Below are 26,328 nucleotides of genomic sequence, written 5' to 3' on the forward strand. Positions count from 1 at the left end.
CAGACGTCAATTTCTAACTCATTGATTAAGGAAGTGTATTATGTCTATTCGGGAACTGATTAATCCATCTAACTCGACGCTCATTTTTATTGACCATCAGCCGCAAATGGCATTTGGGGTAGCGAATATTGATCGTCAGACGCTGAAAAATAATACCGTCGCGCTGGCGAAAGCAGGCAAGATATTTAATGTGCCGGTCATTTATACGTCAGTCGAAACAAAAAGTTTTAGTGGTTACATCTGGCCTGAGTTACTGGCGGTACATCCGGATGTGAAACCCATTGAGCGTACCTCCATGAACTCCTGGGAAGACGCGGCATTTGTGAAAGCCGTGGCGGCAACCGGACGTAAAAAATTGATTATCTCTGCGCTATGGACCGAAGTGTGCCTGACCTTCCCGGCACTGATGGCGCTGGAAGCCGGTTACGAAGTGTATGTAGTAACGGACACCTCCGGCGGCACCTCTGTTGACGCGCATGAACGCGCCATCGACCGTATGGTACAGGCCGGTGCCGTACCGGTGACCTGGCAGCAGGTTCTGCTGGAGTACCAGCGTGACTGGTCACGTAAAGAGACCTATGACGCGGTGATGGATCTGGTTCGTGAGCACAGCGGCGCCTACGGCATGGGCGTGGATTATGCCTACACTCTGGTGCATGGCGCACCGGAACGTAAGGCCTGATTCTGAATTAAAAGCCAGCAAAATCAATCCATTGATTTTCGGCTGATAACCACAAAGAAGAAAAACTCCGCTTTTCCTTCTTTGTCAGCAGCCTGATGGCGGGGCAACCCGCCATTAACCTTCAGCAAGGAACTTTTCATGGCGCAGAGTAAACCTGTGACGCTGGTGATTACGCATACTTTGCAGCCCAATCAGGCCGCGCGGTATGAACAATGGCTGGGAAAAATTATGCCGGTTGCGGCGCAATTTCCCGGACACCTTGGCGCGAACGTCATTCGCCCGACGGATGGGCAAAATCTGTGGAACATCATTATTCGCTTCGACACGCTCGAGCATCTCTATAACTGGACACAATCCGATACGCGGCGGCGGCTGGTCGAAGAGATCGCCCCGCTGCTGGCGGAAGGCGATAAAACAGAGATCCACACCGAAGCGGCATTCTGGTTTACGCCGCCCGCGCCGCACGTCCGTCAACCGCTGCGCTGGAAGCAATTTCTGATCACCTTGTTGGTTATCTTCCCCAGCACGAATCTGGTGCCGTGGTTGACTGGCATGCTAGTGCCCTCGCTGAAGGGAACGCTATTACTGCATCTGATTAACGATGCCTGTGTGGTTGCGCTGGTGGTCTGGTTGTGGATGCCCATCGTAACCCGTCTGTTTGCCGGCTGGCTGAAAAAGGCCTGATCGGCTTATCAGGAGAATGTTATGTCTCACTCTGCTTCATTAATTCTGACCCACGGCAAAATTCATACCCTCGACAGGCAAAATCCGCAGGCGGAAGCCGTGGCTATCAAGGATGGAAAAATCCTCGCCACGGGAACGCACGACCAGGTGATGCGTTTTGCCGCTGACGGTACGCAGGTGGTTGATCTGAAAGGCCACACGGTGATCCCGGGGCTTAATGATTCCCACCTGCATCTGATCCGGGGTGGGTTGAATTATAACCTTGAGCTGCGCTGGGAAGGGGTACCCTCGCTGGCCGATGCGTTGCGCATGCTGAAAGAACAGGCTGACCGAACCCCGTCGCCGCAATGGGTTCGCGTGGTGGGCGGCTGGAGTGAATTTCAGTTTGCCGAACGCCGGATGCCGACGCTGGAGGAGCTTAACGACGCCGCGCCGGATACCCCCGTTTTCGTTCTGCACCTCTACGATCGCGCGCTGTTAAACCGCGCGGCGCTGAAAGCCGTGGGCTACACCAAAGCGACACCCGATCCGGCAGGCGGCGAGATCGTCCGTGATGGCAACGGTAACCCCACCGGGATGCTGATCGCCAAACCTAACGCCATGATCCTTTACTCGACGCTGGCGAAAGGGCCAAAACTGCCGCTGGAGATGCAGGTGAACTCCACCCGCCAGTTTATGCGTGAACTGAATCGGCTCGGGCTGACCAGCGCCATCGACGCCGGGGGCGGTTTTCAGAACTACCCGGAAGATTACGAGATCATTGAGCAACTGCATGCCAACAATCAGATGACGGTGCGCATCGCCTATAACCTGTTTACCCAGCGACCGAAGCAGGAACTGGACGACTTCGAGCGCTGGACCGATATGCTTAAGCCGGGTCAGGGGACCGATTTCTATCGTGCGAACGGGGCCGGGGAAATGCTGGTCTTCTCCGCAGCGGACTTTGAAGACTTCCTGCAACCGCGCCCGGATTTACCACAAGGAATGGAAGATGAACTGGAGCGTGTGGTGCGCCACCTGGTCGAGCACCGCTGGCCGTTCCGTCTGCATGCCACTTACGATGAATCGATCAGCCGGATGCTGGATGTGTTCGAGAAAGTGAACCGTGATATTCCGTTTAACGGTCTGCACTGGTTCTTTGACCACGCCGAGACCATCAGCGAGCGCAATATCGATCGCGTGAAAGCGCTGGGTGGCGGCATTGCGGTACAGCATCGCATGGCGTTTCAGGGTGAATACTTTATCGACCGCTATGGGAAAGAGGCGGTGAAACAGACGCCGCCGGTGGCGAAAATGCTGGCCGCTGGAGTGCCGGTAGGGCTCGGAACGGATGCCACCCGCGTCGCCAGCTATAACCCGTGGACGGCGCTGTACTGGCTGGTTTCCGGCCGTACGGTGGGCGGGACGGTAATGTATGACGATAACAACCGCCTGCCACGCGACGTGGCGCTGGAACTGTGGACGGCGGGCAGCGCGTGGTTCTCCAGCGAGCAAGGCAAAAAAGGTCGCATTGCTAACGATCAACTGGCTGATCTGGTGGTGTTATCCAAAGATTACTTCAGCGTGCCGGAAGAGGAGATCAAAGGCATTGAGTCCGTAATGACCGTGGTTGACGGTAAAGTGGTGTATGCCGCCGGGCATTTCTCTCCGCTCGCGCCGCCAGCGATCCCGGTTGTCCCGGACTGGTCTCCGGTGGTGAAAGTGCCGGGGCACTATCGCTCGGCGCCGCCAGCCGCCGCGAAAGTGGGCGCCATGGTGCAGATGCACCAGTGCTGCGGGAGCTGCGGCGTACACGGTCATCAGCATGATATTGCCCGCCAGTCGGGGATCCCGGTGTCTGACGATCGGGCCTTCTGGGGCGCGCTCGGCTGCTCGTGCTTCGCGTTTTAACGCGCCAGCCGGATGTGTCGTTAACGGCATATCCGGCATTTTCACCTTCAGAGATAGCGCGAATGCAACAATTTGTGTCAATCTTAGTCGATCCCGTATAGTGAAGGTGAATACATGGACGACCTTTTAATCCTCGGCTGCATCATTTTGTTCTTCGCACTGGTGGTGGTGCCTGTTCTGGCGATTGTCGCTATCAGCCGAAGTTCAACGACGCGTGATGAGCTTGCCCGCTTACGCCGTCGGGTGGAGGAGCTTGAACAACGTGGCGTCGTGGCGCCGACGGTGATGCAGACCGCGCCGGTGCCGCCGACGCAGACAGTCACGGAAAGCGAGCCGATACCGGTCGCCGTGTCGGAATCTGAACCTGAACCTGCCAGTCCGTGGCGTGCTCATACGCAACCGGCTGCTGATGGCGTCGAAAAAATTCCCCCGCGTGCTCCCGCTGTTGAAAAACAGCCTTCTGCCTTCGGCGGGGTCATTTCATCACTGGTGCGCTGGTTTATGCAGGGTAACCCGTTGGCTAAGCTGGGGATCCTGCTTCTCTTTCTCGGCCTCTCTTTCCTGCTGCGCTATACGGTCGAGCATTCTCTCTTCCCGCTTGAACTTCGCCTGGTGGCGGCAGCGCTGTTTGCGATCGTCCTGCTGGCGATTGGCTGGCGGTTACGGCATAAACAACCGGTTTATGCGCTTATTTTGCAGGGGGGCGCTACGGGCGCGCTCTATCTCACCGTTTTTGGCGCCTTCCGCCTCTGGCAGATGCTGCCGATGACGCTGGCCTTTGTGCTGCTGGTGGTTATCTGTGCGGCGAGCGTGGGGCTGGCGATTCTGCAAAAGGCGCTCAGTCTGGCGATGCTGGCAAGCCTCGGCGGTTATCTTGCGCCGCTACTGCTGTCGACGGGAAGCGGTAATTATGTGGCGCTGTTCTCCTTCTATTTGCTGCTGTCGGTCGGCATTCTGGCGATCAGCGTCTGGCAGCACTGGCGCGAGCTTAATCTGCTCGGCCTGCTCTTTACCTTTGGCGTTGGCGGTCTCTGGGGGCTGGATGACTATCAGCCGGCGTATTACCTGAATTGCCAATTGTTCCTGATCGCCAACATTCTGCTTTTTGGCGTGCTGAGCGTGGCGCTCTCGTTACGGGCGCAAGAGAAAGGCAGGCAGATTATTGATGGCGTTTTGTTGTTTGCGCCGCCGCTGATCGGCTTTGGCATGCAGTATGCCATGACTCGTCACTGGGAATACGGCCCGGCGCTCAGCGCGCTGGGCTACGGCGGTTTTTATCTGGTGCTGGCCTGGCTGGCATTACGCCGCTACCCGTCACTGGGGCGTCCGCTGGTGCTGGCCGCACTGGCGCTGGGCGGTGCGTTTACCACGCTGGCGATCCCGCTGGCGCTGTCGGCACAGTGGACGGCCATGGCCTGGGCGCTCGAAGGGCTGGGTATTTTGTGGCTGGGCGTGCAACAGCAGCAGCGACGCATGAGTTACAGCGGCACCGCGCTGCTGGTACTAGCGCTTGGCAGCGCACTGTGGTCACAGGCGAACGGCACCACTGCGCTTTCGCTGATGCTGATCTTTGCTGTACTCAGCCTCAGTTGGCTGGCTGGCGCATGGCTGTGGCGCAAGATTCATCTACGCGGAAGTCTGGGACTCTTGGCGGGAGGCGTCATCTTCTGGATTGTGGCGCTTACAGGGGCATCACAGTGGATGTTGACCACCGATTCGCAGGTAATGGCGGGCGTGCTGGCGCTGATGGCCGTGTCGGTCTGGGGCTGGCGAATTGCCGCCGCACGCCTGACGTGGCAGGCGCTGGATGCCTGCAAATGGCTGCTGTGGCCGACGATACTGGCGGCGCTGCTGTATCAGATTTCTCAGCAGCAGATTTTTGCCGCAGGCTGGCAGAATCTGGCCTGGTGTCTGGCGTTACCCGCTGCGGTGGCGTTGCTCTGGCGTGATGCTGTGGCGTTACCGCCGCGTCTGTCCAGACTGGCGCATCTCTCGTTCTTCTGGATGCTTCTGCTGGCGCTGGCGACGGAACTGTTCTGGTTTGCCCGCGACCTGCCGTGGGGAATGGCGGCCTGGGGCAGCGGTGTGGCAATGGCGGCAGGCGGTGCGTTGATTTTACTGGTCTCAATGGCTGTTCGCCGTCAGCTCTGGCCGTTCCGGGTCTGGCCTGCGCTGTATGCCTGTCAGGGGCTGATTCCCGTCGCGGCGGCACTGGTCGGTCTGTTAGTGCTGACCAATTTACAGGATGGCGTGGTTTATCGTCAGACCTGGCTGCCGCTGGTGAATCCTCTGGAAGAGGGGGCGGCTTTTGCGCTGCTGGGGCTGATTGTGTTTTATCGCGCCTCCCTGCATTTTTTCCCGGTGCAGCTGTCGGTATGTCGTCCGTGGCCGGTGGTTGCCCTGGTCGTACTCGGCTTCTGGTGGCTGAATGGGATGCTGCTACGAGCGTTGGCCTGGTATGGCGACGTGGCGTGGAACGTGGAAGCGCTATGGCATTCACGGCTGATTCAGACCTGTTTTGCGCTGTTCTGGATGCTGGCGGCGCTGATGGTGATGCTGCGTGCGACCCGCTATCGTTCACGCCGGGAATGGCTGTGCGGGGCGGTATTGTTAGGGATTGTGATTGTGAAACTGATGCTGGTGGACAGCGCGCGTGGCGGCGGCCTGGCGCGCGCGGTTGCGTTTATCGGTGTGGCTATACTGGTGCTCATTGTCGGATATTTTTCACCGTTACCGCCCAAAGCAGGAGAAGAAAAATGAAATGGATGAAAGCGGTATTATGTAGTGTGCTGCTGGGCGTGGCAGGAACCGCCGTTGGCAGTGATGACGTGAAGGAGTCACCGAGGGATTACGCGACGGGCGTTATGCTGGAAACCCTCGGCGCATCGCCGTGGTATCGCGTATCGCTCCCGCAGCCGGTGTATCAGGGCACTGCCTGGCCCGATTTACGTGATGTCCGCGTTTTTAACCACGCCGGAGAAACGGTGCCATTTACGCTGGTGGCGCAGAAAACCCAGCCGGTCACGCCGCAAACGGTCACGCTGAGACTCTTCCCGCTGGATATGTCACCCGTCACGCCGCGTGAAGAGGGCAGACGTCGCGGGGAATCTTTTGTCTTACGCTCGAAGACCGGCATTGAAATTCATCTGGAAAGTGATGACGTTAAAACGGTTGGGCAGAGCTATTTACTGATGCTCCCGGAGGGGATGAAAGACGACTTTTTCCTGGAACAACTGCGTCTGAACTGGGATACCCCGACGGGCAACTGGCAGGGAAAAGCGTCGGTCTACGTCAGTCGTGATTTACGCTACTGGCGGTCCGTGCAGGAAGAGGCTCCGCTGATGACGCTGACGCGTGATAACGATCGACTGAAAATGGACACCATCAGCGCCAGCCTGAGACTCTCCGCCGATGGGAATCGTTATCTGCTGGTGATCCTCGATTCGCAAAGTCAGGCGCTGACGTTAAACAGCGTGACCGCTATTGCGGAAAACAGTGCGCCGGAATCCGCACGAATCGAGATCGATGCACAAGAGGAGAAGGTGTCCAATGACGAAGCGATCTGGCGCTGGACACAGCCGCAGCCTCTGACATCGCTCAGAATTGTTCTCGACGATGAAGGCGTATTACCGGTGGAACTGGCCTGGCGCAGTGGTGAAAAAGCGCCCTGGCAGCCGTTAACGAAAACCGTGCTTTATCGCCTGAATGGCCAGCGTTCTGAGGATGTTCGTCTGTCCGGTCAGTTGGTTGAAGCCGTTCGGATGACGACCATTAATGCTCGCCTGCCGGAGAGACTGCCTGTGCTGAGCGGCGCGCGCGACAGCTATCAACTGGTGTTTAACACTCAGGGAAAAGGGCCTTACATGCTGGCCTGGGGCAACCGGGCGGCGCAAAAAGCGGATATTGGTCTTGATCTGTTGATTCCCGCGTCGCTACGTAAAACGCAGGCGCTGGACTCTCTGCCACGGGCCACGCCTCAGGAGGATGTTGCCCTCGGCGGTGAGGTGCGATTAACAGCAACATCAGTCGCTGAGCAACAAAGCCAGTGGAAAACTGTGCTGGTGTGGGCGGCGCTGATAATGGGTGTTGCCATCCTGGCGTTGATGGCCTGGCGCATCTGGCGCGAGGTCAAAAAGGACGGTACGCAGTAAGCGATAAAAAGGTTCGTCGTCAGCACTATATTGCCCGCCCCGGTGTTTTCCGGCGGCGGGTTTTCCCTGGTATTACGTCAGTCTATAAAGCCAAACGTTTCTAATAGCGGTTTTGCGAGCCAAAAAGCTCGATGCGCCGCGCAATCATCTCACGTACCGGTTTTAGCCCCTGATTGATCACTTTCCGCGGGTCATTTACGTCGTGACCGGTATCAGCAGCAAATATCGCTTTCACTTCCTGGCACCAGGCGTACATATTCTCGGTATTGACGTTAATTTTTGCCGTCCCGCAGGCAATGGCTTTACGCATGTCGTCGTCTGCAATACCGGTGCCGCCGTGCAATACCAGCGGGACTTTCACCAACTCAGAAATGGTTTTCATCTCCGTAAACCCCAGTTTTGCTTTGCCTTTATACAGGCCATGGGTTGAACCCAGCGCGGCTGCCAGGCAATCGACCTGGGTTTCTTTGACCAGGGTGTAGCACTCCTGAGGATCGGCGTAGATGACCTCGGAATTGACAATACCATCTTCACTGCCGGCGATGGTGCCGAGCTCTGCCTCAACCGAAATGCCTTTGCTATGGGCCAGCTCAACCAGATGGCGGGTGATGGCCAGGTTCTCGTTAAACGGCAGGTGCGAACCGTCAAACATAATGGAACTGAATCCAGCATTTATAGCCGCTTCGCAGGCTTCGCGGGTGGTTCCGTGATCAAGGTGCAGTGCGACGGGAATATCAATGTTTAAATAATCCATCGCATTCACCACAATGTCATGAATGCATTTTAATCCCAGCATATGTTTAACCGTACCGCCAGAAACGCCTAAAATAACCGGAGAGCGCAGCTGTTGTCCGGTGCTTAATACGGCACCGACCCATTCCAGATTATTAATATTGAATTGGCCTACGGCGTAACCGTCCCGTAGGGCATGCTGAAGCATGTCCTTCATAGAAACTAACATAGTCACCTCTTGATGTTTATTAAAAGCAATTATTCACCAAAATATTGCTTTAAGTTTCTTTCGTAGCTATTTAACGAATTATGGACAACGGCAAGATCCGGCATGGATTCGCGTACGCCTTTTTTCTCTATGGAAATGGCAGCGGTCAGGCTGGCAAATAAAATAATATTATCAATATGCCATGAGTAATGAACGCCGTAAGTAAAGGCTCCGTGGAATACATCTCCTGCGCCGGTGGTATCAACGGCATTGCACAGCCAGGCTGGCACAATTTGCAGCATGCCATTTTTTAATAGCGCGCACCCTTTTTCTCCCAGGGTAATAAACGCTTCGCCACGACAAATTTTCGTTAACTCGATAAGCGCAGTTTTAATTTCTGCTTCAGTATCCAGCGCGCGATATCCCATATAGTCACGAGCAAAATGCTCGCTAACCACAAAGTAATCGGTCCAGGCCGCTAGTTTAATATTGCTGTCACGTAATGAACCGCCATCCATGACCACACGTGCCGAGGGGAGTTTCTTAATTAAATATTCACTGATTTCGGCTTCATGACCATCAATTAATAGCGTTACCGGTTCTTCTGATGCAATCAACCGTTCAGCCAGATCATCAAGCCTGAGCTTCTGATCATAGGTCAGCGAAGGCGGCGTCTGCATTTTACGGGTAATAATCGTCCGCGACCCGGTTAAGCGGTTCACCAGTACCGAGGCCAGCGGCGTGATCATTTCATCGGAGAAGACGACCTGACTGGTATCGACGCCCGCTTGCGCAAACTCATCAATAATACGCTGGCCATAAAGGTCCTGGTTCAGATGGCCGATGTAATAAACATCTTCGCCCCATAATCCCAGTAGCCACGCTGCGTTTGCTGCCGGGCCGCCGCCGCTTTCAATAAAGTCATGGCAGAAATTCTTTGTATTTTCCTGCGGCCATTCGTTCAAAAAGAAAAACTGATCAAAACATGAAAACCCAATGGACAAGATAGCCATAACAACTCCTGATTATTTTGTCAGCTGCGGGAAGAAATCCCTTCCCGCAGGGAAAAATGAAACGACTTATTCATTTTTCTTATCCGCAGTGAGCTCCTCATAGCTGAGCGTGTCACCGACTACACGAACCGAACGGAAGCAGAATGGCACCAGCAGTGCGACGATAAGCGCCAGGCAAATCAGATAGATAGTGATCTGGCCAAACTGGGTGAAGGCGTTACCAATAATGATTCCCCATACGGCGAAGTCAAAATCAGCGAAGGTGCTGTTTTCAAAGCCCAGGTTACCCAACGCCGGAAGCAGCATGGCTGGCAGGAAAGCAAGGAATATGCCGCCGATAAACGAGGCAATGATGCAGCCACGCTTCCCCCCAAGCTTGTCGGCGAATACCCCGGACGTCCCGCCACAGAAGAAGTGCGGTACCATGCCAGGAATAATCAGCGCCATTCCCAGTCCGCCTAACATGAGCATACCGACCAGGCCGCCCACAAATGAACTGATAAAGCCTACGACGACTGCTGTTGGGCTGAAGGTGAAGAACACCGCGCAGTCAACCGCAGGGATCGAATCAGGTATCAGTTTCTGGCTGATCCCCTGGAATGCCGGAACCAGATCGCCGAGGATCAGCCGCACGCCGTTGTAAACGATGGCGACGCCAACCGCGAACTGCAGACCGGTAAGGACAGAGAAGATCAACATGTTCTGATCCGTTATCGTACGCAGGTATTCAGTTCCGGCGACGGCGCTGCAGACAAAGTAGATAATGAACATCACAATCCCGGTTGTGACTGTGGTATCGCGCAGAAAACCCCATTTTTCTGAGATTTCAGTATCGGCGAATGAATTTGCCGGGTTACCGGTTTTGGTGGCGATCCAGGCGGAGATGTAATAGCCCAGCGAGCCAAAATGCCCCATTGCAATACCGCCGTCTTCAGTCACCTGTTTGGTATAACGCTGACCGATAGCTGGCGATATGGCCGACCATGAACCGAGTAAGAATCCGCCAATTAAAACTAACATCCAGCCGCGGAATTCCGCTGCCTGTAGCACCGCCGAGAACAGACACGCCAGAAAGAAAGAGTGGTGGCCGGTCAGAAAGATATATTTGTACTTAGTACAGCGAGCAATAATGAGGTTAAAAATAAAACCTAGCAGCAAGATGCTCATGGTTTCTACACCCAGCACCTTCTGTGCGACGGAAACAATGGCCTCGTTGTTAGGGATTACTCCGCGAATATTAAATCCGGCTTCGATAATGCCGCCAAGCGGATTCAGGTTGGCAACGATAACACCTGCACCGGCACTTAACATTAAATACCCTAAAATAGGCTTTAAGGTACCGGTGAGCAATTTATTCCCGGGAGAGCGCAGCGCCACTAAACCGACAAATGCGATAATCCCCATCAGGAATGCGGGTTGGCTAAATATTTCTGATAAGAAACTGAGAATAGCCTGCATGAGCGTTCCCTCAATAATGATTAAGAGTGAGTTGCAGCAATTTTAGTGAGTGCTTCGGTAATATCTTCAGCAATTTTCGCTTTGTGCACGTAGCTACGAATAATGGCGACGTTACAGTGTGCCGGAAACTGATTTGCCAGCTCTTTAATCGTGACATAAAGATCGGCTTTTTCACCGACAGCGTTAGCGAAATCAACGGAAGCAACGTCGGCTTTGATGCCTAATTCATCACAAATTTTTTTGACATTATTCGCAGCCATTAATGAACTGCCAATACCGTTACCACAAACCGTTCTGATAACTAACATAATGACGACTCCATATGTTTTTGGATGAAATGTAATACTGAATTACTGTCATTCTCCTGCTGAAGAAAGGTCACGATGTCGGACTCAATCAGTGAAGCGATCAGCTGGATCATTCTTATATGACTGTCGGCATCCGCGCCTGCGATGGCGATGATGACGTTAACGGGATCAAACTCCTCATGACCAAAGACGATCGGTTGTTGGCTGGTGACTAAAGAAAACCCAGTGCGCAATGCGCCTTTTTCTGGCCGGGCGTGGGGCATTGCAAGGCCATCATCAAGAACAATAGCGGAACCGAAGCCCCGGTAAACTTCGAGCATTTCACTGACATATTCCGGGCGACAAATATGTTGCCGGGTAAGTAACGAGCCAGCCAGTTCAATAGCTTGCTCGGGGCTGGAAATATTCTGCTTAAGCGCAATCAGTCCAGGGTTAAAAATAATGTCCATAATCCGATCCTTAATGCGTTCATATTCCTGAACTTGATCATGGCCAACAATGGCAACAAAAATTATGGCTCAGATCACAGATAGGTTTTTAAATATTGAAGTTGATCACATCGGGCGAGGTTTGGAATTATTTTGCCAGTAAAAGGTTTATTTATTAAGTCGTTTTATATCAATGTGTTAGAGGCTGTTATTTTTAATCGGGAGAAACGGAGAGTAATGATAAGAAGTCAAATGTCTGAATTTAAAATCAAGAAATTCGATGTCAGTCACAAATAATGAGGCGCTTTTTTATCAAAGTTTGAACGAGTTGGCAAAAATCAGGCTGATGGGCGATTTTACTCATTTACGTTATCAATATTTGTATGACAATGCGTTAAAAAGCTGTTGCGACATGGTGGGGAGAAGCAGTAAGAAAACAAAAAAGGCTCGCCGTGGCGAGCCTTTCGTCAATTCATGCCGATTACAGGCTGGAGACGTTTTCGGTCAGGTATTTTGCTACGCCGTCCGGAGACGCGTTCATACCTTCTTTGCCTTTTTCCCACTGTGCAGGGCACACTTCGCCGTGCTCTTCGTGGAACTGCAGCGCGTCTACCATACGCAGCATTTCGTCGATGTTACGACCCAGCGGCAGGTCGTTAACGACCTGGTGGCGAACCACTCCGTTTGCGTCGATCAGGAAAGAACCACGCAGCGCAACGCCCGCTTCCGGGTGCTCGATACCGTAGGCTTTCTGAATTTCACGCTTCACGTCAGCAACCATTGCGTATTTCACTGCACCGATGCCGCCTTTGTCGACAGGGGTGTTACGCCATGCGTTGTGGACGAATTCAGAGTCAAAAGAAACGCCAACCACTTCAACGCCGCGCTTCTGGAATTCTTCATAACGTTTGTCGAACGCGATCAGCTCAGACGGGCAAACGAAGGTGAAGTCCATCGGCCAGAAGAACAGAACGGTCGCTTTACCGTTGGTGTGTTGTTTGAAATTGAAGTTTTCAACAATCTCACCGCTACCGAGTACCGCAGCTGCTGTGAAATCCGGAGCCTGACGAGTCACCAGTACCATATTATTCTCCTGCAAAGTTAAGGGTTTTTGGAACGCAACGCGGGCCAGTATAGAAGGTGATGGTGAATAAGACAAAGAGGCGCTGACAATCGTTCAGTGAGCTTTTACCTATCAATATTCTCAGTAGGCCCGGTAAGCGAAAGCGCCACCGTTCAAATCGCCAGAGGGCGGCTTTGCCTTATCCGGTCGCCTGATCAAACGGGGATCAGAGCGTTTTCTGCCTGGCTTGTTCCATCATGCGCGGATAAAACCGCCAGAAGCGCGTTTCCAGGGCATCGTAATGGTTGTCAAGGTCATACCAGGAGTCGCGCAGCGCATCCAGACGCGGTCGGCGGCTCGCCATTCCATTCAACACATTCTGAATAAAATCCATATCGCGATAACGCTCAAGCCACTTTTCTGACCACAGATAGTTGTTCAGATTGACAAAACGCGGCGGCGAATCGGGCAGAATAATCGACACCTGTTGATGGGCATAGCGCACGAACTCCGGTAGCGGCATGTCCGGGGACAGCTGGGACCAGTGGCGCGACAGGAAATGATCCCACATCACGTCGAGCGTGATCGGCGCAACACGACGCGTTTGTGGGCGAAACCACGCTTTGGCCTCCGTTACCTCGGGCAGGTTATCGGTTAGCACATCGATGCGGCGATGCATAAAAATACCGTCGACAACCTCCGGGCAATAGTCCTCCGCGGGGTTGCCGCGCACAAAATCGGCCAGCAAATTGCCGGAAAGCGAGCTGCCAGCGAGATGCGCGAGATGCAGGTGAGCGAGAAAATTCATGCGTTTTATTTTTCCAGAAGCGGCTAGTTGTTGCAGCAAGAGGGTGTGAGCACTAGACTATGCCGCCTGTTTTTAAGTCACGAGTATACGTCATGCGCGTCGCCGATTTCTCCTTTGAACTACCTGAATCCCTGATTGCTCACTATCCCATGCCTGAGCGCAGCAGCTGTCGCTTACTGTCACTGGATGGGCCAACGGGCGAGCTGACGCACGGTACGTTCACCGATTTGCTCGACAAGCTCAACCCTGGCGATCTGCTGGTGTTTAATAATACCCGCGTGATCCCGGCGCGTCTGTTTGGCCGTAAAGCCAGCGGAGGTAAGATTGAAGTGCTGGTCGAACGTATGCTCGATGATAAACGTATTCTGGCACATATTCGCGCCTCTAAAGCGCCGAAACCGGGTGCGGAACTGCTGCTGGGCGATGACGAGAGCATTAAAGCGACCATGACCGCGCGTCACGACGCGCTGTTCGAGGTGGAGTTTGATGACGCGCGCACGGTGCTCGATATCCTTAACGCTATCGGCCATATGCCGCTGCCGCCGTACATTGAGCGCCCGGACGAAGACGCCGATCGCGAGTTGTACCAGACCGTCTACAGCCAGAAGCCAGGCGCAGTCGCGGCACCGACGGCGGGGCTGCACTTTGACGAACCACTGCTGGAAAAACTGCGCGAGAAAGGGATTGAAATGGCGTTTGTGACGCTGCATGTCGGCGCGGGCACGTTCCAGCCGGTGCGCGTGGACACCATCGAAGACCACATCATGCACTCTGAGTACGCCGAGGTACCGCAAGAGGTGGTGGATGCAGTGCTGGCGGCGAAAGCGCGCGGCAACCGGGTCATTGCGGTAGGCACGACCTCTGTGCGTTCTCTGGAAAGCGCGGCGCAGGCGGCGAAAAACGGCCTTATTGAGCCGTTCTTTGGCGATACGCAAATCTTTATTTATCCTGGCTATCAGTATCAGGTGATTGATGCGCTGGTAACCAACTTCCATCTGCCTGAATCAACACTGATTATGCTGGTCTCGGCGTTTGCCGGCTATCAGCATACAATGAATGCCTACAAGGCTGCGGTAGAACAAAAATATCGCTTTTTTAGCTACGGGGACGCGATGTTTATCACGTACAATCCGCAGGCTTTGAATGAACGCGTTGGGGAATAAATCCGCGGCGCTGGTTGACACGTTGGACTGTTTTTCTGACGTACTGGAGAAAAAATGAAATTCGAACTGGATACCACTGACGGTCGCGCCCGCCGTGGCCGCCTGGTGTTTGATCGCGGCGTTGTCGAAACGCCTGCTTTTATGCCTGTTGGCACGTACGGCACCGTTAAAGGGATGACGCCGGAAGAAGTCGAAGCGACCGGCGCGCAAATCATCCTCGGTAATACCTTCCACCTCTGGCTGCGTCCGGGCCAGGAGATTATGAAGCTGCACGGCGACCTGCATGACTTTATGCAGTGGAAAGGCCCGATCCTGACCGACTCCGGCGGTTTCCAGGTCTTCAGCCTGGGCGATATCCGTAAGATCACCGAACAGGGCGTGCACTTCCGTAATCCAATCAACGGCGATCCGATTTTTCTCGATCCCGAAAAGTCGATGGAGATTCAGTACGATCTCGGTTCCGATATTGTCATGATTTTTGACGAATGCACGCCGTACCCGGCGGACTGGGACTATGCTAAACGATCGATGGAGATGTCTTTACGCTGGGCGAAGCGCAGCCGCGACCGTTTTGACGGTCTGGGCAATAAAAATGCGCTTTTTGGCATCATCCAGGGCAGTGTTTACGAAGATTTACGTGATATCTCTGTGAAAGGTCTGGTAGAGATTGGCTTTGATGGCTACGCTGTCGGCGGTCTGGCTGTGGGTGAGCCTAAAGAGGACATGCACCGTATCCTGGAGCATGTTTGTCCGCAAATTCCGGCAGATAAACCGCGTTACCTGATGGGCGTCGGTAAACCTGAAGATCTGGTTGAAGGCGTGCGTCGCGGTATCGATATGTTTGACTGCGTGATGCCAACCCGCAATGCCCGTAATGGTCACCTTTTCGTGACCGATGGCGTGGTGAAAATTCGTAATGCGAAGTATAAGAGCGACACCAGCCCACTCGATGCAGAGTGTGATTGCTATACCTGTCGCAATTATTCGCGTGCCTACTTGCATCATCTTGATCGTTGCAACGAAATATTGGGCGCGCGACTCAACACGATTCATAACCTGCGTTACTACCAGCGTTTGATGGCGGGTTTACGCAAGGCTATCGAAGAGGGTAAATTAGAGAGCTTCGTGGCCGATTTTTACCAACGTCAGGGTCGACCGGTTCCACCTTTGAACGTTGATTAATTTTAATAATGAGGGAATTTGAATGAGCTTTTTTATTTCTGATGCGGTAGCGGCAACAGGTGCTCCGGCGCAGGGCAGCCCGATGTCTCTGATTCTGATGCTGGTGGTGTTTGGTCTGATTTTCTATTTCATGATCCTGCGTCCACAGCAGAAGCGCACCAAAGAACATAAAAACCTGATGGCTTCTATCGCGAAAGGTGATGAAGTCCTGACTAACGGTGGCCTGGTAGGCCGTGTGACCAAAGTTGCTGAATCGGGTTACATCGCTATCGCACTGAACGATACCACTGAAGTGGTTATCAAACGTGACTTCGTAGCTGCCGTTCTGCCGAAAGGCACCATGAAGGCGCTGTAATAGTAACTTTTCCCTAAGGGAACTGCCGTGTTAAACCGTTATCCTTTGTGGAAGTACATCATGCTGATCGTCGTCATTGTCGTCGGTCTGCTGTACGCGCTTCCCAACCTGTATGGTGAGGATCCGGCCGTTCAAATCACTGGCGCGCGCGGTGTCGCCGCCAGTGAGCAAACGCTGATCCAGGTCCAGAATACGTTACAAAAAGAAAAAATTACCGCTAAGTCTGTGGCACTGGAAGAGGGCGCGATTCTTGCGCGCTTCGACACCACCGACACCCAACTGCGCGCACGTGAAGCGCTGGTGGACGTGCTGGGTGATAAATACGTCGTGGCGCTTAACCTTGCTCCGGCAACTCCGCGCTGGTTGGCGGCCATCAAAGCAGAACCGATGAAACTCGGTCTTGACCTGCGTGGCGGCGTTCACTTCCTGATGGAAGTGGATATGGATACCGCGCTGGGTAAACTGCAGGAACAAAATATCGATAGCCTGCGCAGCGATCTGCGTACAGAAGGCATCCCGTATACTACCGTTCGTAAAGAAGATAATTACGGCCTGAGCATCAATTTCCGTGATGCTGACGCACGTGATAAAGCGATTGCTTACCTCAGCAAGCGTCACCCGGATCTGGTGATTTCAAGTCAGGGCAGCAATGCGCTGCGCGCGGTGATGACCGATGCGCGTCTGAGCGAAGCGCGTGAATACGCGGTACAACAGAACATCAATATCCTGCGTAACCGTGTGAACCAGTTGGGCGTCGCCGAACCGGTGGTACAGCGTCAGGGCGCCGACCGTATCGTGGTCGAACTGCCGGGTATTCAGGACACGGCGCGGGCGAAAGAAATTCTCGGCGCGACAGCAACGCTGGAATTCCGTCTGGTCAACACCAACGTTGATCAGTCTGCGGCGGCATCCGGGCGTGTTCCAGGTGACTCCGAAGTGAAACAGATGCGCGAAGGTCAGCCGGTTGTGCTGTACAAACGCGTTATCCTGACCGGTGACCATATCACTGACTCCACTTCAAGCCAGGACGAATACAACCAACCGCAGGTAAACATCTCGCTGGATAGCGCAGGTGGCAACATCATGTCTAACTTCACCAAGGACAATATCGGTAAACCGATGGCGACCCTGTTTGTGGAGTACAAAGACAGCGGTAAGAAAGATGCAAACGGTCGTGCGGTACTGGTGAAACAGGAAGAGGTGATTAACATCGCCAACATCCAGTCTCGTCTGGGTAACAGCTTCCGTATTACCGGGATCAACAACCCGAACGAAGCGCGTCAGCTTTCTCTGCTGCTGCGTGCCGGTGCGCTGATTGCGCCGATTCAGATTGTGGAAGAGCGGACCATCGGTCCAACGCTGGGGATGCAGAACATCAAGCAGGGTCTGGAAGCGTGCCTGGCCGGTCTGGCGGTGTCCATCCTGTTCATGATCCTGTTCTATAAGAAATTTGGTCTGATTGCGACCAGCGCGTTGATTGCTAACCTGGTGCTGATTGTCGGCATTATGTCGCTGCTGCCAGGGGCAACGTTGAGTATGCCGGGGATTGCGGGGATCGTCTTAACCCTTGCCGTCGCCGTCGATGCGAACGTCCTGATCAACGAACGTATCAAAGAAGAGTTGAGTAACGGACGTTCGGTGCAGCAGGCGATCAACGAAGGGTATGCGGGCGCGTTCAGTTCCATCTTTGATGCGAACATTACGACGCTGATTAAGGTCATTATCCTGTACGCAGTCGGCACCGGGGCAATTAAAGGGTTCGCGATTACTACCGGTATCGGTGTGGCGACGTCGATGTTTACCGCGATCGTCGGTACGCGTGCCATCGTAAACCTGTTGTATGGCGGCAAGCGCGTCAAAAAGCTGTCAATCTGAGGAGTGCGAAGTGGCACAGGAATATACTGTTGAACAATTGAACCACGGCCGTAAAGTCTGGGACTTTATGCGCTGGGACTACTGGGCTTTCGGCATCTCGGGTCTTTTGCTCGTTGCTGCCATCATCGTGATGGGCGTGCGCGGCTTTAACTGGGGTCTCGATTTCACCGGTGGTACGGTGATCGAAATCACGCTGGAAAAACCGGCCGAGATGGACGTAATGCGCGACGCGCTGGAAAAAGCGGGCTTTGTTGATCCGCTTTTACAGAACTTCGGCAGCAGTCACGACATCATGGTCCGTATGCCGCCGACCGAAGGGGCCAACGGCGGCCAGGTGCTGGGCAGCAAAGTGTTGAGTGTGATTAACGAATCCACCAATCAGAATGCCGCGGTGAAGCGCATTGAATTCGTCGGACCGAGCGTCGGTGCCGATCTGGCGCAAACCGGTGCGATGGCGCTGCTGGCAGCGCTGATCTCCATCCTGGTTTACGTGGGTATCCGTTTCGAATGGCGACTGGCGGCGGGCGTGGTTATCGCGCTGGCGCACGACGTCATCATTACGCTGGGGATCCTGTCGTTATTCCATATCGAGATCGACCTGACTATCGTGGCATCGCTGATGTCCGTTATCGGTTACTCGCTTAATGACAGTATCGTGGTTTCTGACCGTATTCGTGAAAACTTCCGCAAAATTCGTCGCGGGACGCCTTACGAAATCTTTAACGTGTCACTGACCCAGACGCTGCACCGTACGTTGATTACCTCCGGTACGACGTTAATGGTTATCCTGATGCTGTTCTTGTTTGGTGGTCCGGTGCTGGAAGGCTTCTCGCTGACCATGCTTATCGGGGTGTCCATCGGTACGGCATCGTCCATTTACGTGGCATCGGCGCTGGCGCTGAAACTTGGTATGAAGCGCGAGCATATGCTGCAACAGAAAGTCGAGAAAGAAGGGGCGGATCAGCCGTCAATTCTGCCGTAACCCGATTTTCAGTTAACGCTCAGAAATCCCGGTCATTCGATCGGGATTTTTCTTTTCTCCCTTTCTCTTGTCCTGCAATCACTACTGACACTATGCTGTCAGGAGCCCTGTTTTATCCTCTTCCTGAACTTACCCACACAGGCAGGAGGAACGATGAAAAGCATTATTAACTGGTTTGAAATTCCCGTAACGGATATGGAGCGCGCGATTGCGTTTTATGAGCCGGTCATGGGGCTGTCGCTGCGTCGTGAAAAAATGGACTTTGCCGATCTGGCGGTTTTCCCGTATGACGATCCGGCCACCGGTGGTGCGCTGGCGAAGTTTGACGGCATTGCGCCTTCATTACAGGGTGCCATTGTTTATCTGCATACGGACGATCTCGGCGCCACGCTGGATCGCGTCGCCAGTGCCGGTGGCAACTGCGTTTTTGGTCCGCTCGATCTCGGTAAAGAGATTGGTACCATCGCGCTGTTTACTGACAGCGAAGGCAATCGTGTGGGTTTACATCAACCGGCTTAATCACAGAGAGCAACTATGACCCGTCGCGCTGACCGTTTGTTCCAGATAGTGCAGATCCTGCGTGGCAGGCGGCTGACAACGGCAGCGCTGCTGGCGGAGCGGCTTGAGGTGTCAGAGCGGACGATCTATCGTGATATCCGTGACCTCTCGCTCTCCGGCGTGCCGGTCGAAGGGGAGGCGGGTAGCGGCTATCGGCTGATGGCGGGGTTTGATCTCCCGCCGCTGATGCTGACGCACCGGGAATCGGAAGCGCTGATTGCCGCCATTCGTCTGTTGCATACCTGGGGCGGTGATCTGCTCTCCAGAGAACTGGAGTCGGCACAGGAAAAAGTATTGGCGATATTACCGGAAGAAAGCCGACGTAAGGCCGAGCAGGCACGTATCTTCGCCCCGGATTTTGGCAGACAGCAGCATTCACGCAGCGCGTTCGATGTGATCCACCGGGCGGTGAGCACGCAACAGGTGCTGGCGTTACATTATCGTGACGAGGCGGGGCAGCTCACCTGGCGGGACGTCCAGCCGCTAGGGATTTTTTTCCAGGGAGAGTTCTGGCTGCTGGTAGCCTGGTGCGAACGGCGCGAGGACTATCGCTGTTTTCGTGTCGATCGCTGTTTGAGCATCACGCCGCTCGACAGGCGATTTAGTGAGTGCGCCGACCGTTCGCTGAGTGATTTTTTACGTAAGATCCGCGACGAAACGCACGCATAAAAAAGCCAGCGCTCAGGCTGGCTTTTGCAGGAAACAGGACGTTATCAGAAGTTGTAACCGACAACCAGGTAGCCACCCCAGCCGGTGGATTTCACGTTGAAATTGCCTTTACCGAAGTTCAGCTCAGCGTCGTCATTCCACTGACCCCCGTTGTGCCAGTAACGCGCGACGACCGAGTAGTGCCAGTGATCGTAGTTCAGCGCCAGAATATGGCTGGAGGCGATGGAATCATTGGTACGCGCTTTGTTGCCGTTCAGATCGGAGAAGTCGTTGTCGCCCAGATCGGAACCCCAGTCAAAGTTGGTGAAGCCGATATAGCTCAGGTTACCGCCCCACAGTTCGGTAATCGGAACAAAGTATTTCACTTTGAAACGGTAGCCGTCCCACTCGTTTTCGTTAGCGGCGCCGTAGTTCTGCCACTGATACTTAGCATACACGTTCAGAGACAGGCTCATTGGCAGGCCGGTATCAATATCGGTACCCAGACCCATATACCAGGTGCTCTGACGGCCATCTTTGTTACGACCCATGTCGTAGATGTAGTTATTGGCGAAGTACCACTCTTTAAACGGACCGAAGCTCAGATCAGTGCCGGTCAGTTTGTCGATGGAGAAACGCGGTTCGATTTCCATAAACAGCGGAGAACCGTGGTTCCAGATCCCTTTCGCGTCGGTGTTACCCCCGAAGAAAACCGGCGCATCCATGTAGCCATAGAAGTCAAACCAGTCTTTCTTGGCGAAAGCTTCATATTCCAGGTAGGTATCGTTACGGAGCTGCGGTCCGAAACGGGTGTGATAGCTACCGACAACGTTGACACTCTGGTGCCACCAGTCTGAAAGATACTGCGGTTTGTCATTTTCCGCAGCGTTAACGGCGAATGACGAGGAGAGCGCGAGCACGGCACCGGCTGCAAGTAATGTTTTTTTCATATTGTATGCCACTGTTTGAAATCCCTGACGGGAGTGAAAAAGGCGCAAATAGCGTTTCTTAATAATTCATGTTTCTGGGAGCCTATTATAGAAATCATTGCTCACAAAAATATGTCTTGTTTCACAGTTCTATCATATGCGTAATCGATTGCGTTCACGTTTGCGTATTTTAGCGCGGCGATTGTACTGACTTTCATGCTGATTGCCAACGTTGTTAAAAAATGACGCGGATGTCAGAGGAGTAACAAAAAGTGGCAGAGGGATGTTGCGGAACGCACAAAACGTTCCGCAAGGAGGTTTATTGCGTAACAGGCTGGATGTCGTGGATACGCACAAATCCTAACTGGTCGGGAGTCATGCCATTCAACTGAAGCGGGATGTCTACATCGCTCGGCGCCAGCACGCTAGCCGGGGCATTGATTAACTGATTCTGCACATTCACTTCCTGATAATTGTCAGTTGTTCCCTGAATTTGTCCATACTCAACGGTGCCACTAAAGGCCGGCAGCGGATCGTTGGACTCCCCCTGAATGCGCAGCGTCACCCGGGTGCCAGTGGCATTCGGCGCAATGTTGATAAGCGACATGCGCAGTGTGCCTATCTGACTGTTCAGACGTGCTGGCGTATTGGAGCCCGGTAGCAGGTAAACACCACGGGTAGATTTAACGTTCAGACTGTTTTGCTGAGTAATCTTCACCGTTTCCTGATTGAGCTGATTCATCTCTTTATTCAGCGTCGAAACGCTTTGATGCATCTGGCGCACTTCGCTTTGTTGCGCGCAGGCGCTCAGACTAAAGAGACTTCCCACCAGGAGAATTCTTAGGTAACGTCTTGTCATCTCTCTTATTTCCTGAATAGTCGCGATACCATCATGGTAGTTCGTAATATGATCAAAGGCATCGATCCATTGTCTCAAAAGCGTTGCGCCTTTGTTGTCACGTCAGTTCAGGTTAAAATAGATTTCTGTTAACCACCTGGTCAGGACGCCGTATGCATTGCCCATTCTGTTTCGCCGTAGACACTAAGGTAATTGACTCTCGTCTTGTGGGCGAGGGCTCTTCCGTACGCCGCCGTCGGCAGTGTCTGGTTTGTAATGAACGTTTCACTACCTTTGAAGTGGCAGAACTGGTGATGCCACGCGTTGTGAAAAGCAACGACGTGCGCGAACCGTTTAATGAAGAAAAGCTGCGCAGTGGAATGCAACGTGCGCTGGAAAAGCGTCCGGTGAGTTCCGATGACGTCGAAATGGCGTTGAATCATATTAAGTCGCAACTGCGCGCCACCGGCGAACGTGAAGTCCCCAGTAAGATGATTGGCAATCTGGTGATGGAACAACTGAAAAAACTCGATAAAGTCGCCTACATCCGCTTTGCCTCGGTTTACCGCAGTTTCGAAGATATCAAAGAATTTGGCGAAGAGATCGCTCGCCTACAGGATTAAGCCATGCAGGATGAGTTATACATGGCGCGAGCGCTGAAGCTGGCGCAGCGCGGGCGGTTTACCACCCATCCCAACCCTAACGTCGGCTGCGTGATCGTCAATAACGGCGAGGTTGTCGGTGAAGGTTTTCACCATCGTGCGGGCGAACCGCATGCGGAAGTGCATGCCTTGCGCATGGCGGGCGAAAAGGCCAAAGGGGCAACGGCTTACGTCACCCTTGAACCCTGTAGTCATCATGGGCGCACGCCGCCGTGCTGTGATGCGCTGATCGCCGCGGGCGTTTTCCGTGTCGTCGCGGCGATGCAGGACCCGAATCCGCAAGTGGCGGGACGCGGATTATACCGTTTACAGCAGGCGGGCATTGATGTCAGCCACGGGCTGATGATGAGTGAAGTCGAAGCGTTAAATAAAGGTTTCCTAAAACGGATGCGCACCGGGTTTCCCTATGTGCAACTGAAGCTCGGCGCTTCGCTGGACGGTCGTACGGCGATGGCCAGCGGCGAAAGCCAGTGGATTACCTCACCGGAGGCACGACGCGATGTTCAGCGTCTGCGTGCGCAAAGCCACGCCATTTTAACCAGCAGCGCGACGGTGCTGGCGGACGATCCGCTACTTACCGTGCGCTGGTCAGAACTCGGCGAGGCGACACAGGATCTTTATCCGCAGGAAGCCGTGCGCCAGCCGGTGCGAATTGTGATAGACAGTCAGAACCGCGTGACGCCAGAGCACCGTCTGGTACAGCAGCCAGGAGAAACCTGGATTGCGCGCACCAAAGAAGACGCGCGCGTCTGGCCCGATTCGGTTCGCACGATTTTAGTGCCGGAGCATAACGGGCATCTGGATCTGGTGGTGCTGATGATGCTGCTCGGCAAACAGCAAATTAACAGCCTGTGGGTGGAGGCCGGTCCAACGCTTGCCGGTGCGCTCTTGCAGGCGGGGGTGGTCGATGAACTTATTGTTTATCTTGCCCCTGCCTTGTTAGGCAGTGACGCCAGGGGATTATGTGTACTGCCAGGGCTTGAGAAACTGGCTGACGCCCCCTATTTCAAATTCAATGAGATACGCCAGGTGGGCCCGGACGTTTGCCTGCATTTAACCCCTGCGTGAGGCTTTCTGAATAAGAGGAAGCAGCGCACAGAATATTATGATAAAATCCGCCCCCCTTACGGGGCCATATCGAACCCGAAGGAAGAATATGAACATTATTGAAGCTAACGTTGCTACTCCGGACGCTCGCGTCGCCATCACCATTGCGCGTTTCAACAACTTTATCAATGACAGCCTGCTGGAAGGTGCGATTGATGCCCTGAAACGCATTGGTCAGGTCAAAGATGAAAACATTACCGTCGTTTGGGTTCCGGGTGCCTACGAACTGCCGCTGGCAGCTGGCGCGCTGGCGAAAACCGGTAAATATGACGCGGTGATTGCACTGGGTACGGTTATTCGTGGCGGCACAGCTCACTTCGAATATGTCGCTGGCGGTGCAAGCAACGGCCTGGCGCACGTCGCTCAGGACAGCGAAATTCCGGTCGCCTTTGGCGTACTGACCACCGAAAGCATTGAACAAGCTATCGAACGTGCCGGCACCAAAGCTGGCAACAAGGGCGCGGAAGCTGCACTGACCGCGCTTGAAATGATTAATGTATTGAAAGCCATCAAGGCCTGATTTTTGTAAGGGGAAATCCGTGAAACCTGCTGCTCGTCGCCGCGCTCGTGAGTGTGCCGTTCAGGCGCTCTACTCCTGGCAGTTGTCCCAGAACGACATCGCTGATGTTGAATACCAGTTCCTGGCAGAACAGGACGTGAAAGATGTTGACGTCATGTACTTCCGTGAACTGCTGTCCGGGGTGGCGACTAACAGCGCGTACCTGGATGGTTTGATGAAACCTTATCTCTCTCGTCTGCTGGAAGAGCTGGGTCAGGTGGAAAAAGCCGTACTGCGTATTGCGCTGTTCGAGCTGTCTAAACGCAGTGATGTGCCATACAAAGTGGCCATCAACGAAGCGATCGAACTGGCAAAAACGTTCGGTGCGGAAGACAGCCACAAGTTCGTCAACGGCGTTCTGGATAAAGCAGCGCCTGCGATTCGCCCCAACAAAAAGTAATCTCCAGGCCGTCAGCGAAGTGGAATCTATTCCTCTGTCCTGACGGCTTTTTCTTTTTTTCTGCTGAGGCATAACGTATGGCATGCGGCGAATTTTCCCTGATTGCCCGTTATTTTGACCGTGTCAGAAGCTCTCGTCTTGACGTCGAAACCGGTATTGGCGACGACTGTGCACTTCTGAACATCCCCGATAAACAGACGCTGGCGATCAGTACCGATACGCTGGTGGCGGGCAACCATTTCCTGGCCGACATTGATCCTGCCGATCTGGCGTACAAAGCGCTGGCGGTGAACTTAAGCGATCTGGCGGCGATGGGGGCCGATCCGGCGTGGCTGACGCTGGCGATCACCTTGCCTGAGGTGGACGAACGCTGGCTGGAAACCTTCAGCGACAGTCTGTTTGATCTCCTGAATTACTACGATATGCAACTGATCGGCGGTGACACCACGCGGGGTCCGCTGTCGATGACATTGGGTATCCACGGCTTTGTTCCTGCCGGACGAGCCCTGAAACGCGCCGGGGCGAAACCGGGCGACTGGATCTACGTGACCGGCACGCCGGGCGACAGCGCCGCAGGTCTGGCGATTTTGCAGGATCAGTTGCAGGTTGCCGATGAGGACGACCGCGAATATCTGCTCAAACGCCATTTGCGTCCAACACCGCGTATTTTGCAGGGCCAGGCGCTGCGCGATCTGGCCAGTTCAGCGATTGATCTCTCTGACGGACTGATTTCCGATCTTGGGCATATTGTTAAAGCCAGCGCCTGCGGCGCGCGCGTCGATCTTGATGCGCTGCCGTGGTCAGGCGCGATGACGCGTCACGTCGAGTCCGAACAGGCGCTGCGCTGGGCGTTGTCCGGTGGTGAAGATTACGAGTTATGCTTCACCGTACCGGAACTGAATCGGGGCGCGCTTGAGGTGGCAATGGGCCAGCTTGGTGTTCCCTTTACCTGTATTGGGCAGATGAGCGCGGATGTCGAAGGGATTCATTTCATGCGTGACGGAATGCCTGTCACTTTTGACTGGAAAGGATATGACCATTTTGCCACGCCATAAAGATGTCGCCAAAAGCCGCCTGAATCTGCGTAATCCGTGGCATTTACTGGCGACCGGGTTTGGAAGCGGCCTCAGTCCGATTGTTCCAGGGACGATGGGATCGCTGGCGGCGATCCCCTTCTGGTATCTGATGACCTTTCTGCCATGGCAGCTCTATTCGCTGGTGGTGATGCTGGGCATCTGTATCGGCGTCTATCTTTGCCATCAGACGGCAAAAGACATGGGCGTGCACGATCACGGCAGTATCGTCTGGGATGAATTCATCGGAATGTGGATCACCCTGATGGCGCTACCGACCCTCGACTGGCAGTGGGTCGCCGCCGGGTTTGTGATTTTCCGCATTCTGGATATGTGGAAACCGTGGCCGATCCGCTGGTTCGATCGTAACGTGCATGGCGGGATGGGGATCATGGTGGACGATATTGTCGCCGGAGTGATTTCCGCGGGGCTTCTCTATTTCATTGGCCATCACTGGCCGATTGGGATTATTTGACGGGTGATACCGGCGCCGGATGACGGCGTTAACGCCTTATCCGGCCTACAAGCGTTCGTTCGGGCCTCTGAGATCGTGTGCGTAGGCCCGATAAGCG

27 protein-coding genes are annotated in these 26,328 nt (G+C 54.1%); 18 read left to right on the forward strand and 9 right to left on the reverse strand.

From position 1 onward, the window contains the following. The first annotated feature begins 40 nt into the window (after positions 1 to 40). From QNN88_RS11420 to QNN88_RS11440, 5 genes are all read left to right on the forward strand, one after another. Positions 41 to 682 (forward strand): hydrolase, encoded by a 642-nt coding sequence (locus QNN88_RS11420; RefSeq protein ID WP_042324582.1) that lies wholly within the window; start codon positions 41 to 43, stop codon positions 680 to 682. 138 nt (positions 683 to 820) lie between these two features. Beyond that, on the forward strand, positions 821 to 1,366 hold the full coding sequence (locus tag QNN88_RS11425) for an antibiotic biosynthesis monooxygenase (RefSeq protein ID WP_414240332.1): 546 nt from the start codon (positions 821 to 823) through the stop codon (positions 1,364 to 1,366). Positions 1,367 to 1,387: 21 nt separating this feature from the next. Then, a complete protein-coding gene (locus QNN88_RS11430; protein ID WP_414240333.1) occupies positions 1,388 to 3,256 on the forward strand; it encodes an amidohydrolase in 1,869 nt (622 codons plus the stop codon). A 114-nt stretch (positions 3,257 to 3,370) separates the two neighbouring features. Continuing rightward, a complete protein-coding gene (locus tag QNN88_RS11435; protein WP_414240334.1) occupies positions 3,371 to 6,016 on the forward strand; it encodes a DUF2339 domain-containing protein in 2,646 nt (881 codons plus the stop codon). After that, complete coding sequence (locus tag QNN88_RS11440; RefSeq protein ID WP_414240335.1) at positions 6,013 to 7,407, forward strand: DUF3999 domain-containing protein; 1,395 nt, start codon at positions 6,013 to 6,015, stop codon at positions 7,405 to 7,407. Before QNN88_RS11435 ends, QNN88_RS11440 begins: the two co-directional genes overlap by 4 nt. A 100-nt stretch (positions 7,408 to 7,507) precedes the next feature. Here the strand turns inward: QNN88_RS11440 and fba are convergent, their stop codons facing one another. The 7 genes from fba to acpH form a co-directional block, all read right to left on the reverse strand. Continuing rightward, on the reverse strand, positions 7,508 to 8,368 hold the full coding sequence (fba, locus tag QNN88_RS11445; protein WP_414240336.1) for a class II fructose-1,6-bisphosphate aldolase: 861 nt from the start codon (positions 8,366 to 8,368) through the stop codon (positions 7,508 to 7,510). Between the two features lie 29 nt (positions 8,369 to 8,397). Then, positions 8,398 to 9,360: a carbohydrate kinase family protein gene (locus QNN88_RS11450; protein WP_414240337.1), complete on the reverse strand. Its 963-nt coding sequence runs from the start codon at positions 9,358 to 9,360 to the stop codon at positions 8,398 to 8,400. A 66-nt stretch (positions 9,361 to 9,426) separates the two neighbouring features. Beyond that, positions 9,427 to 10,818, reverse strand: coding sequence for a PTS ascorbate transporter subunit IIC (locus tag QNN88_RS11455; protein ID WP_414240338.1), 1,392 nt, complete (start codon positions 10,816 to 10,818; stop codon positions 9,427 to 9,429). 20 nt (positions 10,819 to 10,838) lie between these two features. Continuing rightward, positions 10,839 to 11,126, reverse strand: a complete 288-nt coding sequence (locus QNN88_RS11460) for a PTS sugar transporter subunit IIB (RefSeq protein ID WP_004099415.1) — start codon at positions 11,124 to 11,126, stop codon at positions 10,839 to 10,841. After that, complete coding sequence (locus QNN88_RS11465; protein ID WP_414240339.1) at positions 11,120 to 11,575, reverse strand: PTS sugar transporter subunit IIA; 456 nt, start codon at positions 11,573 to 11,575, stop codon at positions 11,120 to 11,122. The genes QNN88_RS11460 and QNN88_RS11465 overlap by 7 nt, the downstream gene beginning before the upstream one ends. A 460-nt stretch (positions 11,576 to 12,035) precedes the next feature. Continuing rightward, a complete protein-coding gene (locus QNN88_RS11470) occupies positions 12,036 to 12,638 on the reverse strand; it encodes a peroxiredoxin (RefSeq protein ID WP_042324573.1) in 603 nt (200 codons plus the stop codon). A 205-nt stretch (positions 12,639 to 12,843) separates the two neighbouring features. Next, the gene (acpH, locus tag QNN88_RS11475; RefSeq protein WP_414240340.1) at positions 12,844 to 13,425 is read right to left on the reverse strand and encodes an ACP phosphodiesterase; all 582 of its coding nucleotides are present in this window, start codon (positions 13,423 to 13,425) and stop codon (positions 12,844 to 12,846) included. A 92-nt stretch (positions 13,426 to 13,517) separates the two neighbouring features. Between acpH and queA the strand changes: the two genes are divergently transcribed. The 7 genes from queA to QNN88_RS11510 all read left to right on the forward strand — a co-directional run bounded on the left by queA (position 13,518) and on the right by QNN88_RS11510 (position 20,209). Continuing rightward, positions 13,518 to 14,588 carry a tRNA preQ1(34) S-adenosylmethionine ribosyltransferase-isomerase QueA gene (gene queA, locus QNN88_RS11480; RefSeq protein WP_414240341.1) on the forward strand — a complete coding sequence of 357 codons (1,071 nt, stop codon included), beginning with the start codon at positions 13,518 to 13,520 and terminating at the stop codon, positions 14,586 to 14,588. A 54-nt stretch (positions 14,589 to 14,642) separates the two neighbouring features. Next, positions 14,643 to 15,770 (forward strand): tRNA guanosine(34) transglycosylase Tgt, encoded by a 1,128-nt coding sequence (tgt, locus tag QNN88_RS11485; protein ID WP_414240342.1) that lies wholly within the window; start codon positions 14,643 to 14,645, stop codon positions 15,768 to 15,770. A gap of 22 nt (positions 15,771 to 15,792) precedes the next feature. Continuing rightward, positions 15,793 to 16,125 (forward strand): preprotein translocase subunit YajC, encoded by a 333-nt coding sequence (gene yajC, locus QNN88_RS11490; protein WP_042324569.1) that lies wholly within the window; start codon positions 15,793 to 15,795, stop codon positions 16,123 to 16,125. 27 nt (positions 16,126 to 16,152) lie between these two features. After that, positions 16,153 to 18,000 (forward strand): protein translocase subunit SecD, encoded by a 1,848-nt coding sequence (gene secD / locus QNN88_RS11495; protein ID WP_414240343.1) that lies wholly within the window; start codon positions 16,153 to 16,155, stop codon positions 17,998 to 18,000. Positions 18,001 to 18,010: 10 nt separating this feature from the next. After that, positions 18,011 to 18,982 carry a protein translocase subunit SecF gene (gene secF / locus QNN88_RS11500; protein ID WP_414240344.1) on the forward strand — a complete coding sequence of 324 codons (972 nt, stop codon included), beginning with the start codon at positions 18,011 to 18,013 and terminating at the stop codon, positions 18,980 to 18,982. 153 nt (positions 18,983 to 19,135) lie between these two features. Then, complete coding sequence (locus QNN88_RS11505) at positions 19,136 to 19,501, forward strand: VOC family protein (protein ID WP_414240345.1); 366 nt, start codon at positions 19,136 to 19,138, stop codon at positions 19,499 to 19,501. Positions 19,502 to 19,516: 15 nt separating this feature from the next. Then, on the forward strand, positions 19,517 to 20,209 hold the full coding sequence (locus QNN88_RS11510) for a helix-turn-helix transcriptional regulator (RefSeq protein WP_414240346.1): 693 nt from the start codon (positions 19,517 to 19,519) through the stop codon (positions 20,207 to 20,209). A gap of 44 nt (positions 20,210 to 20,253) precedes the next feature. Here the strand turns inward: QNN88_RS11510 and QNN88_RS11515 are convergent, their stop codons facing one another. Both QNN88_RS11515 and QNN88_RS11520 read right to left on the reverse strand, forming a co-directional pair. After that, positions 20,254 to 21,138 carry a nucleoside-specific channel-forming protein Tsx gene (locus tag QNN88_RS11515; RefSeq protein ID WP_354650881.1) on the reverse strand — a complete coding sequence of 295 codons (885 nt, stop codon included), beginning with the start codon at positions 21,136 to 21,138 and terminating at the stop codon, positions 20,254 to 20,256. Between the two features lie 298 nt (positions 21,139 to 21,436). After that, the gene (locus tag QNN88_RS11520) at positions 21,437 to 21,976 is read right to left on the reverse strand and encodes a DUF3251 domain-containing protein (protein WP_414240347.1); all 540 of its coding nucleotides are present in this window, start codon (positions 21,974 to 21,976) and stop codon (positions 21,437 to 21,439) included. A 152-nt stretch (positions 21,977 to 22,128) separates the two neighbouring features. Between QNN88_RS11520 and nrdR the strand changes: the two genes are divergently transcribed. The 6 genes from nrdR to pgpA all read left to right on the forward strand — a co-directional run bounded on the left by nrdR (position 22,129) and on the right by pgpA (position 26,231). Next, on the forward strand, positions 22,129 to 22,578 hold the full coding sequence (gene nrdR / locus QNN88_RS11525) for a transcriptional regulator NrdR (RefSeq protein ID WP_042324561.1): 450 nt from the start codon (positions 22,129 to 22,131) through the stop codon (positions 22,576 to 22,578). 3 nt (positions 22,579 to 22,581) lie between these two features. After that, a complete protein-coding gene (gene ribD / locus QNN88_RS11530) occupies positions 22,582 to 23,685 on the forward strand; it encodes a bifunctional diaminohydroxyphosphoribosylaminopyrimidine deaminase/5-amino-6-(5-phosphoribosylamino)uracil reductase RibD (protein WP_414240348.1) in 1,104 nt (367 codons plus the stop codon). Between the two features lie 88 nt (positions 23,686 to 23,773). Further along, positions 23,774 to 24,244, forward strand: a complete 471-nt coding sequence (gene ribE, locus QNN88_RS11535; protein ID WP_001021161.1) for a 6,7-dimethyl-8-ribityllumazine synthase — start codon at positions 23,774 to 23,776, stop codon at positions 24,242 to 24,244. A 19-nt stretch (positions 24,245 to 24,263) separates the two neighbouring features. Beyond that, on the forward strand, positions 24,264 to 24,683 hold the full coding sequence (gene nusB / locus QNN88_RS11540) for a transcription antitermination factor NusB (protein WP_042285962.1): 420 nt from the start codon (positions 24,264 to 24,266) through the stop codon (positions 24,681 to 24,683). 77 nt (positions 24,684 to 24,760) lie between these two features. After that, positions 24,761 to 25,738, forward strand: a complete 978-nt coding sequence (thiL, locus tag QNN88_RS11545) for a thiamine-phosphate kinase (protein WP_414240349.1) — start codon at positions 24,761 to 24,763, stop codon at positions 25,736 to 25,738. After that, complete coding sequence (pgpA, locus tag QNN88_RS11550; protein WP_414240350.1) at positions 25,716 to 26,231, forward strand: phosphatidylglycerophosphatase A; 516 nt, start codon at positions 25,716 to 25,718, stop codon at positions 26,229 to 26,231. Before thiL ends, pgpA begins: the two co-directional genes overlap by 23 nt. The last annotated feature ends 97 nt before the right edge of the window (positions 26,232 to 26,328 follow it).

The sequence above is a fragment of the Citrobacter sp. ANG330 genome (assembly GCF_047467925.1).
Classification (GTDB): Bacteria; Pseudomonadota; Gammaproteobacteria; order Enterobacterales; family Enterobacteriaceae; genus Citrobacter_A; species Citrobacter_A amalonaticus_G.